The 12,598-nt window shown below is 53.6% G+C and carries 8 protein-coding genes and 1 rRNA gene; 1 reads left to right on the top strand and 8 read right to left on the bottom strand.

The features are described 5' to 3' along the window. Positions 1-7: 7 nt before the first annotated feature. From Q0336_RS08725 to Q0336_RS08690, 8 genes are all read right to left on the bottom strand, one after another. Positions 8-430 carry a SufE family protein gene (locus Q0336_RS08725; RefSeq protein ID WP_298527933.1) on the bottom strand — a complete coding sequence of 141 codons (423 nt, stop codon included), beginning with the start codon at positions 428-430 and terminating at the stop codon, positions 8-10. Between the two features lie 64 nt (positions 431-494). Then, the gene (locus Q0336_RS08720; RefSeq protein WP_298527930.1) at positions 495-1,481 is read right to left on the bottom strand and encodes a M28 family peptidase; all 987 of its coding nucleotides are present in this window, start codon (positions 1,479-1,481) and stop codon (positions 495-497) included. Positions 1,482-1,520: 39 nt separating this feature from the next. Then, positions 1,521-2,117 carry a nitroreductase family protein gene (locus Q0336_RS08715; protein ID WP_298527928.1) on the bottom strand — a complete coding sequence of 199 codons (597 nt, stop codon included), beginning with the start codon at positions 2,115-2,117 and terminating at the stop codon, positions 1,521-1,523. Positions 2,118-2,128: 11 nt separating this feature from the next. Next, on the bottom strand, positions 2,129-2,908 hold the full coding sequence (locus tag Q0336_RS08710; protein ID WP_298527925.1) for a TatD family hydrolase: 780 nt from the start codon (positions 2,906-2,908) through the stop codon (positions 2,129-2,131). A gap of 1 nt (position 2,909) precedes the next feature. Beyond that, complete coding sequence (locus tag Q0336_RS08705; protein ID WP_298527922.1) at positions 2,910-3,914, bottom strand: polyprenyl synthetase family protein; 1,005 nt, start codon at positions 3,912-3,914, stop codon at positions 2,910-2,912. 235 nt (positions 3,915-4,149) lie between these two features. Further along, positions 4,150-4,866: an energy transducer TonB gene (locus tag Q0336_RS08700; protein WP_298527919.1), complete on the bottom strand. Its 717-nt coding sequence runs from the start codon at positions 4,864-4,866 to the stop codon at positions 4,150-4,152. Positions 4,867-5,621: 755 nt separating this feature from the next. After that, complete coding sequence (locus Q0336_RS08695; RefSeq protein WP_298527916.1) at positions 5,622-7,136, bottom strand: RagB/SusD family nutrient uptake outer membrane protein; 1,515 nt, start codon at positions 7,134-7,136, stop codon at positions 5,622-5,624. 29 nt (positions 7,137-7,165) lie between these two features. Further along, complete coding sequence (locus Q0336_RS08690) at positions 7,166-10,498, bottom strand: SusC/RagA family TonB-linked outer membrane protein (RefSeq protein WP_298527913.1); 3,333 nt, start codon at positions 10,496-10,498, stop codon at positions 7,166-7,168. A gap of 1,170 nt (positions 10,499-11,668) precedes the next feature. Here Q0336_RS08690 and Q0336_RS08685 point away from each other — a divergent pair. After that, a 16S ribosomal RNA gene (locus tag Q0336_RS08685) occupies positions 11,669-12,598 on the top strand; the annotation flags it as partial.

The raw sequence follows: 12,598 nt of genomic DNA, 5'->3' as shown, positions 1-12,598 counted from the left end.
ATAAGACTTAGCTTTGACTAGCGAAGGCGGCGGCAAAGAGGCGCATCTGACGGAGCATCGACACCAGCCCATTCGAGCGAGTAGGGGAGAGATGTTCGGCCAGGCCTATACGCTCGATGAAGTAGAGGTCGGAGGCGAGGATGTCCTGAGGTGTCTGTCCATCGAGGACACGGAGTAGGAGGCTGACGATACCCTTGACGATGAGTGCGTCACTCTCGCCACGGAAGTGGATACGCTCCCCATCGAAGGAGGCTGTGATCCAGACGCGGCTCTGGCAACCTTCGATGATATTGGTTGGGGTCTTGTCGCTCTCTGGAAGAGGCTCAAGGGTATTCCCGAGATCGATGATCAGTGCATAGCGATCCATCCAATCATCGAGGGCGGAGAACTCCTCGATGATCTCGTCTTGTATTTCGTTGATTGTAGGCATGAAGGGTTGATAGCGAATTAGGGATCCTCACATTAGAGATCCTCATGTTAGGAATCCTCACGGATTAGAGCTCCTCACGGATTGTCGTGGCGACGGTCTCTCCGACAGCACGAAGCGTCTCTCTGGAGATGATGTTCATGTCATCCGCCGTGGTATGCCAGTGGGCACCAAAGCCCGTGGGTCGAGTGGGGTCGAAGTTGATGATGTCGACCGAAGGGATGCCAAGCTCACGTACTACGGCGACGTGGTCGTCAGTCATCTGCGAGCCATCTGCTTGGACGAAGTAGCTACCCCAGCCGAGCTGTGCTGCAGTCTGCCAGAGCGTGGCAAGGAGCGGGCGAGCATAGTCCTTAGATAGTCCTTCCCAGTAGAAGCGAGCCCCTTGTGAGCCGACCATATCGAGCAGGATCCCCCAGCGAGCTGTGTAGCCCGAGGTGTGGGGATGCTTAGCCCAGTACTGCGAGCCGAGGCACCAAGAGTCTTCACCTTCACTTCCCCCTCCATCTTCGAGATCGAAGAAGACGAAGTCCAGAGCCTTGCCCGAGGGCTTGAGTGCTTCCTGTCGAGCGAGCTCGAGAAGGACGGCTACACCACTAGCCCCATCATCAGCTCCCAGAATTGGCTCCTGCTGTCGGCTAGCGATGGGATCGTGGTCAGCTACCTGACGGGTGTCCCAATGTGCCATCAGCAGAAGTCGCTCTTGACTGTCGGGGTTCAGTGTGGCAATGATATTTGTTCCCTGCACTTCCTTGCCAAAGTAATCCTTCCCAGGGAAGCGCTGTAGGGTCACCGTGTAGCCCCAGCTACGGAGCTTGGATTCGATCCAAGAGGCGCAGGCCTTGTGCCCCTCGCTCCCTGGAGTGCGGACACCGAAGGCTACCTGCTCTCTGATGTAGAGTAGGGCGGAGTCGGCATTGAAAGGCGCAGCCGTGCGCTTCTCCTCGCTGACGCTGTCCGTGCTCTGTGCTTGGCTCGTAGCACCACCACAGCTAGCTGAGGAGAGGAGCGTCATGAGCGTAAGGATAAAGAAGAGGAATGGGATCTTCTTCATGAATGTATGGGGAAGTAATATGAGGTGCAGAGTGGAGGATCAGAAGATAGAGGGCTTGTTGGGCTCGATGATGAGTTCGCTCAGCGTGCGCTTGGGTACATGATGACGACCATCCTTGTCTCGCCAGTAGCGTACATCTTCTGGGCTACGAGCCTCTTCGAGGAGCACTTCCTCGCTGGGCTTACCGACAGCGATGATGGCATTGATCGAGAGGTGCGTGGGGAGTCCAAGGCGGCGAGAGAGTTCGGCCTTCCCATGTCCACCGAAGATGCAAGTACCATAACCTGCCTCTGTGGCGAGTAGCCCCAGAGCTTGGAGCTGAATACCTTCGTCGAAGCGAGCTGAAGGAGCGATGTCCGTGTCGAGGAGCTGAAGGAGATAAGCTCGAGGGCGTTCACCTTCGGCAGGACCATCCCAGTCGGGGAGCATGGAAGCCCAGTGTTGCTTGGCTGTGATCTCGTGGCAGAGCTCGGGATCAGTGATGATGATGTACTTCAGGGGCTGGGCATTGCGAGCCGAAGGGGTCTGGCGAACTACATCGAGCCAGCGAACGATCTGCAGGCGGTCGATGGCGACGGATTCATCGAAGCGACGGTAGGTGCGTGTTCGCTTGATAAGAGCATCTATAGATAGCATAGTAGTGATAATTAGCGGGTAGGTAGGGCAAAGAGACGGCGGGCATTCTCGCTGGTTCGAGCACAGAGCTCTTCATCGGAGATCTGGTAGCAAGAGGCGACGAAGCTCGCTGTGTAGGGGAGGAAGGCCGGTTCGTTGCGTCGGCCTCGCTTGGGGACGGGAGCTAGATAGGGAGCATCTGTCTCCACGACGAGTCGGTCAAGGGGGATGTCGGAGACATACTCCTTGAGCGAGCTATTCTTGAAGGTCACGACTCCGTTGATCCCGATGTAGAAGAGCTCGAAGGACAGAGCCTCTTGTAGCTCCTCTCTACTCCCCGTGAAGCTGTGGAAGACACCACGGAGCCTAGGTAGCTGTAGCGATCGGAGGAGATCAAAGGTATCTCTAAAGGCTTCCCGTACATGTAGGATCACAGGGAGCCCCAGACGATGAGCCCAGCGGACCTGCCGCTCGAAGGCCTTGAGTTGCTCGGCCTTGAAGGTCGTATCCCAATAGTAGTCCAGTCCGATCTCACCGATGGCTACGACTCCCTCCTCAAGGTGCTGCTCTAGGTAGGACAGCTGCGCCTCATAGTTTTCCTTGACATAGGTCGGATGGAGCCCGATCGTCGGGAAGAGACGCTGGGGATGAGCTTCGCTTAGTGAGTGGATGAGTGGCCAACTTTCGCTGTCCACACAGGGCAGGACCATCTGCGTGACACCTGCCTCTTCTGCTCGCTGAAGCATGTCCGAGAAGTCCTCGTCGAACTCCTCCGCATAGATGTGCGTGTGGCTATCGATGAGCTGTGTCATATCACTTCGTTCGTCCCGAGAGCGTGCGGAAGAGGGCTTGGAGGAGCTTGCGTCCCTCCTCACGAAGCTCCATCTCAGAGAGAAGCGAGAAGGCGTTGCTCGTAAGTCGCAGGATCTCTCCCTCGGCATAGGTTCGTGTGCCAGCTTCATTGTAGAGCTGACGCACACGATCGACCTTGCTCTCACGCTCTTCAGGAGTGAGGGCTAGGATGGACTGAAGTTCGGCGAGGGCATCCCCCTTGAGTTGCTCTAGTGTATAGAGAAGGAGTAGCGTCTTCTTGGCGTGGATGATGTCTCCCCCGATAGGTTTGCCGAAGGTCTTCTCATCGCCGTAGACATCGAGGAGGTCATCCTGGATCTGGAAGGAGAGCCCTAGCTGTACCCCAGCCTCATAGAGGCGAAGCGCATCAGCGGGCTGAGCACCACCGAGGAGTGCCCCTATCTGGAGCGAGGCTCCTAGGAGAACCGAGGTCTTGAGGCGGATCATCTCCATATATTCCTCTGGGCGGACCTCACTGCGGGTCTCGAACTCCATGTCAAACTGCTGACCGATGCAGACCTCTAGAGCCATCTGGCTGAAGATGGGGAGGATCTCGCTGAGTAGGGACTTGTCCTCGATCTCAGCGAGGCAGGCATAGGCTTCGATGCTCATGGCATCGCCCGAGAGGATCGCCGTATTGTCTCCCCAGCGGCGGAATACCGTCTCCTGCCCACGGCGAAGGGGGGAGCGATCCATCAGGTCGTCGTGGAGGAGAGTGAAATTGTGGAAGATCTCAAGCGCAGCGGCTGCGGGAAGAGCTCGCTGCCATTCGGAGGTGAAGGTGGCAGCTGCGACACAGCATAGGAGCGGGCGCAGGCGCTTACCTCCGAGGCGGAGCGTATAGTCGATCGGGGCGAAGAGTCCCTGTGGCTTGCGCTGATCGAGGGCGCGTGCCTTGAGCTGCTCCTCGATCGCTTGGCGCATGAGTGCTAGTTGTTCGTCAGGATGAATTATCGTGGATGACATTATCTTAATGTTGAAGGGCGGGCTGTGAGTGCTAGTTCGCTAGCCCGCAATACACTTAGGCAAAGATACGACTTAGCCCCCGAAAAAGCTAAATCTAGGAGCCCCCGAGCCTTGCCTCATGGCTACAAAGAGAGAGGGCAGGTACACACCTAAGATCGGTGATACCTGCCCTCTCGTGTGAGGTGTGGAGGTCGCTAGGCTTAGCTATGCTCTAGCTTTCCCTATGGGGTGCTTCTTACTGGAGTGAGAAGACGATAGGTACTACGAAGCGAGTACGTACGGGCTTACCCTGCTGCTTACCGGGCTTCCACTTAGGTACGGACTTGACTACGCGGATAGCTTCCTTGTCGAGTGCGGGGTCTACACCCTTGTAGATTTCGACAGCGGTAGCCGAACCGTCACGCTCTACGACGAAGCGTACCATTACCTTACCCTGGATACCAGCATCCTGAGCGCTCTCAGGGTAGCGGAGGTTGTCCATGAGGTACTTGCGGAGCGCATTGATACCACCAGGGAACTCTGCCTGTTCTTCTACAACTTCGAAGATTTCTTCGGAGATTTCTTCAGTAGGAGTACCAGGGATGTCCTTAGGCCCGAAGGGGAGGGGGGGAGGCAGAGCCTTGTCTTCATCGGCAGAGACGAACGAAGGCTTCTCGACCTTGATATCGTTGCTTACGACCTTGAATTCATCAGGAAGCTGGATCTCGGTCTGCTGAGGAGCTTCCTGTGGCTTAGGTTCTTCAGGCTTTTCTTCTGGTTGCTCTTCCTTGACAAGGAGAGCTTCTTCGAGGTCAGCCTTATTGCCAGAGTTGTTGTTATTCCCAGCCTGTGCCACCGAACTACGCCACTCCAAGCTCACGAAGGTCAAGGAGAGAGCGACGATGAGCCCCAGTAGGAGAGAGAGTCCTTTGCCCTTCTCGAGGTCGGCTTTAGGTGACTTCTTGATTTCCATACTGTTACACTTGTATTTAGTGGTTGATGTTGATCTTGTGCCCAGAGGCACTAGTTATTTTCCTGACTACAAATATACAAATATATTCGGTACCTGCTCCATACTCCGAGATTTTCCCTCGGTGGATGCTTGAGCATAGAGGCGCTGCGAGACGAATCTGACCTCTGGGATGAGGGGCTTCTTCACCCTCTGTCCACTTGATCTAGCTCACGGGGATTGGTCTGATGAGCATCGGTTAGTATCGCTATACTTTCTTCTCATGCAAAGAGTCCATTCTCTGCTAAGCGGTGAGCCCGTCTTTTGCCCCCTTCTGGAGGGGCTATACTACAAGGGGCAAAAACGACCCACGGTAGGTCGCCTTGACGACCTACTGTGGGTCGGTGAGGCGACCTACCATAGGTTTTATTGACGACCTACCGTAGGTCGCTTTTGGGGCGGCTGTGAGGCCTCTATTTATGCGGTCAGTTCGCTGGGAATAAAGTTTCTGTCGCATGCCTCTAGCGAGCCCCTCTCTGTCGGGGGCTATCTTCCACTGCTTCTCTTTAGTAAGGCCTAGGGCGAAGGGACGGATTATTCTGGAGTCCTTCGAGCATGTGCTCTAAGCTCAGAGTACTTTCTCTTTAGGTAGACCCAAGGAAGCAGCTGCTAGAACCTCGCCTTCGCACAGCAGGACGAGGGGAAAAGAAAGAGCTCGCCTCCCCAGCACTAAGGCTGAGGAGGCGAGCTCGTGTCGTAGGATCAGTAGTCGTAGTGGGCTACTTGATCATTGGATTGTTCGTTGACTCATTCTGAGGCAGCTGGTAGGTTAGACGAGGATCATCCCACTTGATCGTTTCGTTCGTATGGTAGACGTTACGACCCGAGCGTTGGATGTCGATCTTGAAGCGCTTCATCACCGTGAGCGAGAAGCCTTCACCCCACATCTCTACACGCCAGTTATAGAGGATTTCCTTGAGAAGCTCTTCACCACTGAGACCGTTGATCTTGGCCTGTACTGCAGCATATTGATCCTCAGCAGTACGCTCCTTGAGCAGGGCTAGCAGATGAGTTCTAGCGCTGGCATCGTCACCCTTGCGGGCAGCCGCTTCAGAAGCGATGAGGTACATCTCAGCCATACGCATGAAGACGATGTCGCTGAGCCACGTGCGGTCACCCTGTACTGTGGGCTTAGCTGTAGAGAAGAACTTGCTCAGAGGTAGACCTCGGCTAGCATTGAACCAGCCCTTGCGGAGGTCAGTGTCAGGGATCTGAGCCTGTAGGTTCGCATTGATCCCCTTGAAGGCTCCGACGGAAGCGTAGCTATAAGTGAATACGTCCATGTGACCCCAGAAGCTAGCGAGCTTACCAGTGTTATCCTCATTGATGTCAATCGCCCAGATGAACTCGGGGGTCTTGTAGTCATTGAAGCCATTGGTCAGCAGATCCTTTGCAGCGATCAGCGGATAGTTCTTAGCTTGCTTTGTGACGACGGTATTGGCTACTTCATAGGCCTTCTCCCACTCGCCCAAGTCCATATAGGCACGAGCTAGAGCACCACGAGCCACAGTGGCATCGAGATACTGCTTGTTCACACGCTTGACTCCTGACTTATCTATGGAGTCAACGGCCTGCGTCAGGTCCTTGACGATGAGCTGATAGAGCTCGTCGAGCGTCCCAAGCTTGTTGGGCTTACTACCATCATCCGAAGCGCGGTAGATAGGTACGACGAGCGAGCTCTTCGTAGCATCGCTGTAGGGCTTGCCGTAGAAGTGAGCTAGATTGAGGTAAGCCAGTGCACGAAGGGTCTTGACCTGCCCCCAGTTGTAGAGGGTTTCAGGTCTATTCTGTTCTGGAGAGATTGATTCGTCACCACCTACGGAGCGGAAGAAACCATTGGCAAGAGAGATCGTGCGGTAGCTGATACGCCAGACTGAATAGTTGGGAATCTCGAACTTCTGGTAGCCAAGTAGGTTGGCTACGCTGGAGAACCATCCGTAGGATTGCCCCCCTTGAAGCTCCATATCCCCTGACATCAGGTCAGACGTGATATCAAAAGCCTTCTGAGCAAAGTCGTCGTGACTATTAGGTGTAGACTGCATGGATTTGAAGAACGTCTGTAGTGTCCCGTTGACGAAGCCTAGGGCGATATCATCGTTCCACTTCCCTGCTTCTGCTATCTGACCAGCAGTGTGGAGCTCAGAGGGCTCCTGATTGAGGAAGTCTTTCTTACAGGCGGAGAGTGCCAGAAGCCCGCAGGCTAGGCATATGCTGTTTCTTATACTTGTACGCATGATGTGATAGAATGTATAAGAGTGGGACATTAGAAGCCGAGACGGACACCCGCTACGAAGGTAGATACGGGGAGGTAGCGGCTCGTTGATGATCCCCCGCTCTGGCTCGACATAGAGGCATAACCCTTACGTGCAGAGATGAGGAAGAGATTATCCCCGCTGACGTACACCGAAGCTGAGTTCAGACCGAGGCGCTGCAAGAGCGTCTTGGGGACATCATAGCTGATGCGAGCATTGGTCAGCGAGAGGAAGGAACGACTGGTCAGGAAGCGAGTCGAAGTAGCATTCGCATACTTGAGCTCATCAGCTTCGTTGGTCAGGATCGGTAGGTTAGTAGGTCTCTCTGGAGTCCAGTAGTTACGGATGTCCTTGTGGTAGTTCGTAGAGCCGAGTGCAGCACCACTATTCATGAGGCTAGCATAGACTCCGTCATACCCCCAACCTCCAAGGCCGTAGCTGAAGTTGGTCGACAGCGTGAAGCGATGGAACTGGACATCGAAGCCGAAGCCCCCGACGAAGTCAGGAATAGCACTCTTGCCGACAAACTCTCTCACTGCGTCACCGTAGGTAGAAGTGGTCGTCTCGGTCAGCTTAGAGGGATCCCCACCCGAGCTGATGTACTTTTCGTAGTCATCGACATAGACATCCTTGCCGCTAGCAGGATCCTTGTAGGTATAAGCCTTCCAGAGGGGGAGACCCTTGTCGCTTACGCCCTTCCAGGTACGCATGTAGTAGTCCTGTACAGAGTGGCCCTTCTTGTAGGCGAAGCTACCGTGGATCTCGTAGTGCTTAGCATTGCCAAGGGCATCGTTAGCCATACGGGTGATCTTGTTGCGGTAGTACCCACCATTAGCACGGACATTGACAGAGAAGTTCTTGCTCTTGTAAGCTTCCCAGTTGAGTTCTACTTCGACCCCGCTGTTACGGAGCTCACCTTCGCTCACGGGATAGTAAGCATAGCCAAGAGAGGGAGCGACCTGCTTCTTGAAGAGCATGTTGTCCGTGGTCTTGATGAAGTAGTCGACGTTGAGGTCAAGCTGATGGAAGAGGCGAGACTCGAAGCCGATGTTGAAGGTGCCTGAGCGTTCCCACGTCAGATCTCTATTCCCCTTAGAGTAGAAGGAGAATGAGGGCTTACCACCGAGGTTGTCTGTGGAGTAGAAGTCGTGGTAGAGGTAGTAGTCAGGGCTGGAAGCCGTGTAAGCTAGGTCAAGAGACTGGTTACCGAGGATACCATAGCTTGCCTTGAGCTTGAGGTTGTCGATCCACTTCACATCTGAGAGGAAGTTTTCCTTGCTCAGGATCCAAGCTGCCCCTACCGAACCGAAGGTACCCCAGCGATGCTCGGGAGCAAAGCGAGAGGAGCCGTCACGACGGATCGAAGCACTCAAGTAGTATTTGTTCTTGAAGTCATAGCGGAGCTGACCGAAGTAGCTTTCGATAGCATAGCGGATGCGGTAGCCCTCGATGTCACCACGGATGATAGCATCGTTGAGGGTGGTCTGGCCGCCACGGATGACCTTATCCTTACCAGAGAAGTGGATGTCATCTTCGTCTTCAGAGGCTTCGTGCGCTATGAAGGCATCGACGGTATGATCACCAAAGGTGCGTCCCCAAGAGAGGATCTGGTTGAGCGTCCAAGCGAAGCTGTTCGTATTCGTGTTACGGATACGACCGATATTCTTAGCATCCCCGTAGTAAGGGTTGGTGAGAGATTCAGACTTACGAGCCGTAGCCTGGAAGCCATAGTTCACAGCAAGCTTGAAGTCATTGAGGAAGCGGTACTCGAGGTTGAGGTTCCCCGTGGTGAGGTGGGTGAGTGACTCATTGCGGTCGAGACGGACTGCCCCAGCAGGGTTGATCCCCCCAGAGAAGGGACGGCTGATACCCTTATCCTCGTCCTGACCATAGTCATAGCTCTGGCCACCTGGGATCTTCGGGTCGGTGAGGATCTTCCCATCCTTGTCGTGCTCGAAGACGGGGAAGAGAGGTGGTACCTTGTTGACGAACTGGAACCCGTTGTTGGCGCTAGAGGTCTGCCCAGGGTTCTTCATGAGCGAGCGAGAGTAGGAGAGACCGAGGCTAGCCTTGAAGTTGTTCGTTAGGTGGGCCGTCACATTATTACGAAGGTTCAGACGATTGAATTCTGATCCGATGTAGTACCCGACGTTGTCTTGATAGCCCAAAGAGCTCGAGAAGTTCACCTTATCTGATCCCCCAGATAGGCGGACATTTGCTTCGGAGATACGACCTGTGCGGAAGATATGGTCGCGCCAAGATTCTGGATCATAGCGGCGCTTGACGTTGGGATTGAATTTCCCCGTCGCAGGGTCGATGAGGTTGCCTGGTTCAGCGTCCCAAATGTTGTAGCGATCCCACATACCCGTAGCATCGGATTCGTTGGCTAGGATCCCTTGGAAGAAGAGAAGCTCGGAGATGCTGTTGGGAGCATCAGCGATACTCTTGCCTGATTTGAACTTAGCCTTGGGCTTCGTGTAGAGTGAATGGAGCTTTTCCTTGAGACCGAAGCGTTCATAGCTATTCTTCATAGCATGGTAGGCTGTCTCTAGATATTCTTCAGGCGAGTCGATGACATCGTACTGAGGCAGGTAACGAGCGTTGAACCCGCTCTTGACTTCGGCTTCGAAGGAGATGCGTCCAGCCTTCCCTTGCTTGGTCGTGATGAGGACGACCCCGTTAGCAGCACGTGCACCATAGAGAGCCGTTGCAGAAGCGTCCTTCAGGACGGTTAGAGTTTCGACATCGGCCATGTTGAAGCCTGCGAGGCTCGAGTTGTAGGGGACCCCGTCGATGACGTAGAGAGGAGCAGTGTTGGAGTTCACAGACCCGATACCACGGATCTGGACTGTAGCAGAAGCACCAGGCTGACCGCTGGAGGTGAAGACCTGTACCCCAGGAGAAGCCCCTTCGAGTGCAGTGGTGATGTTGGCCCCCGTCTTCTTCGTCAGGCTAGCTACGTCGATACGGGCAGCGGACCCTGTGAAGGAGTTCTTGGTCTGCGTACCATAAGCTACTACGACGACTTGAGAGAGGGTCTGTTCTTCAGGCCGCAGGACGATACGAAGCTCCTTGCCCGTGATGGCTACGGTCTGTGTGATGAAGCCGATGCTTGAGATCTTGAGCGTCTTGGCACCTTCGGGGACGTTGAAGGAGAATCGCCCGTTGGGGTCAGTCAAGGCTCCCACCTTGGGGAACTCGACGCAGGAGACAGAAGCTGCGATCACGGGTTCCTTGTCATCGGAGGCGATGACGATACCAGTGACGGTAGTCTGCTTCTTCTGAGCCCATGCCACTCCTATTGATAGGAATAGGAGTAGGAAGAAGAGTAAACTCTTTTTCATTAGACTTGTCGGTGTTTGAGTGAAACGGATGTGCGGATTAGGAGGGTTCTCCTAATTGAGTCTGTCCTTCGACCTAGGCCTCTCAGAGGGAGTGTGATGTTTGCCTTTAAGAGTTGATGTACTGAGTGGTAGGCTTCAGCAAAGGAGGTGCTTAAGTGTGTCAATGTGGCCTCTTGCCACTGGCTCGCTGGCGTTTGCTCTACCCTAGGGGCATGGTGAGTGTCTGTTGGTGCTTAAGACGCTCATGCTCCGTAAAAGGTCGCGCAGCAGACTCGTTACAGCAAAGGTAGTAAACTTTTTTGCTCAAACAAATATGCGGAAACCCTTGCTCTGGAGCGGTGTGTGACGCATTATTTGCCCTTGGAAGAAGAGTGCTCTCTTCGAGAAGTGTGCTTTCCAAAATAGGGGTATAACTTCTCTAAAAAGTGTCAATCTTGTTTTATCTTTTTATAGGAAGGAGGTGGCTCTTTTGGGGTGAGTTTTCTAGAAGGGTTTCCCAGTGTGGCGATGTCTCGTTCTTGTTCGCATAGATCCCAACCCAAGAGTGCTGTCAAATAAAACCTACTGTAGGTCGTCTCACCGACCCACGGTAGATCGGTCGACCGACCTACCGTAGGTTTTTTCGGCGACCTACCGTAGGTCGTTTTGGGGCTACTTCGGAGTCGCTTGTGGAGCGGGTTGGAGCGGAGCTCCTTTTTGATATGAGAGAAGTCTGGAGATCGTCGGGACTTTTTCGAGCTGTGGATAGCTATATATACATATATAATGTACGTGCGCGAGAGAGGGTCTTATTCAAGAAATTTTCGCGAAGATTTGGAGGGACGGATATTTTTGCTCTATCTTTGCAGTCGCAAACCAAGCGAGGTGCGCAAGAGACTGACAAGCTGATGAACGAAAAAATTACCTCGGTAGTTTTGGTGGTTTAAGAAAAAGCATTACCTTTGCAGTCGCAAAAGAAACGGGTGACCAACCGGCGACGGAGTCACAACGGCAACAGCGATCTTTGAGATAATTGATATTGACAAACAGAAGTGTAGTAACAAACGTTTAGGGAACGAAAGACCTAACCGTCAATTACGAACCTTTACTTAGGTAGAGATACACTAATAGATCAGAAGCAAGAACCATCTTCGGAGCAAGACAAACAGAATCAAGTACAATAAAATATTGACAAGGAAGAGTTTGATCCTGGCTCAGGATGAACGCTAGCGATAGGCTTAACACATGCAAGTCGAGGGGCAGCATGGTCTTAGCTTGCTAAGACTGATGGCGACCGGCGCACGGGTGCGTAACGCGTATGCAACTTGCCTCACAGAGGGGGATAACCCGTCGAAAGACGGACTAATACCGCGTACACTCCATCTTGGGCATCCAAGGTAGAGGAAAAGAAATTCGCTGTGAGATAGGCATGCGTCCCATTAGCTAGTTGGTGAGGTAACGGCTCACCAAGGCAACGATGGGTAGGGGAACTGAGAGGTTGAACCCCCACACTGGTACTGAGACACGGACCAGACTCCTACGGGAGGCAGCAGTGAGGAATATTGGTCAATGGGCGAGAGCCTGAACCAGCCAAGTCGCGTGAAGGATGACTGTCTTATGGATTGTAAACTTCTTTTGTAGGGGAATAAAGAGAGGCACGTGTGCCTCAGTGAATGTACCCTACGAATAAGCATCGGCTAACTCCGTGCCAGCAGCCGCGGTAATACGGAGGATGCGAGCGTTATCCGGATTTATTGGGTTTAAAGGGTGCGTAGGCGGCCTGTTAAGTCAGCGGTGAAATCTAGGAGCTTAACTCCTAAATTGCCATTGATACTGGCGGGCTTGAGTGTAGATGAGGTAGGCGGAATGCGTGGTGTAGCGGTGGAATGCATAGATATCACGCAGAACTCCGATTGCGAAGGCAGCTTACTAAGGTACAACTGACGCTGAAGCACGAAAGCGTGGGTATCAAACAGGATTAGATACCCTGGTAGTCCACGCAGTAAACGATGATTACTAGGAGTTTGCGATATAGTGTAAGCTCTACAGCGAAAGCGTTAAGTAATCCACCTGGGGAGTACGCCGGCAACGGTGAAACTCAAAGGAATTGACGGGGGCCCG

Origin of the sequence: uncultured Porphyromonas sp., from assembly GCF_938039215.1 — a bacterium.
Classification (GTDB): Bacteria; Bacteroidota; Bacteroidia; order Bacteroidales; family Porphyromonadaceae; genus Porphyromonas.
Note: the sequence above shows the minus strand (reverse complement) of the source record. Positions and strands in the feature narration are given on the sequence as shown.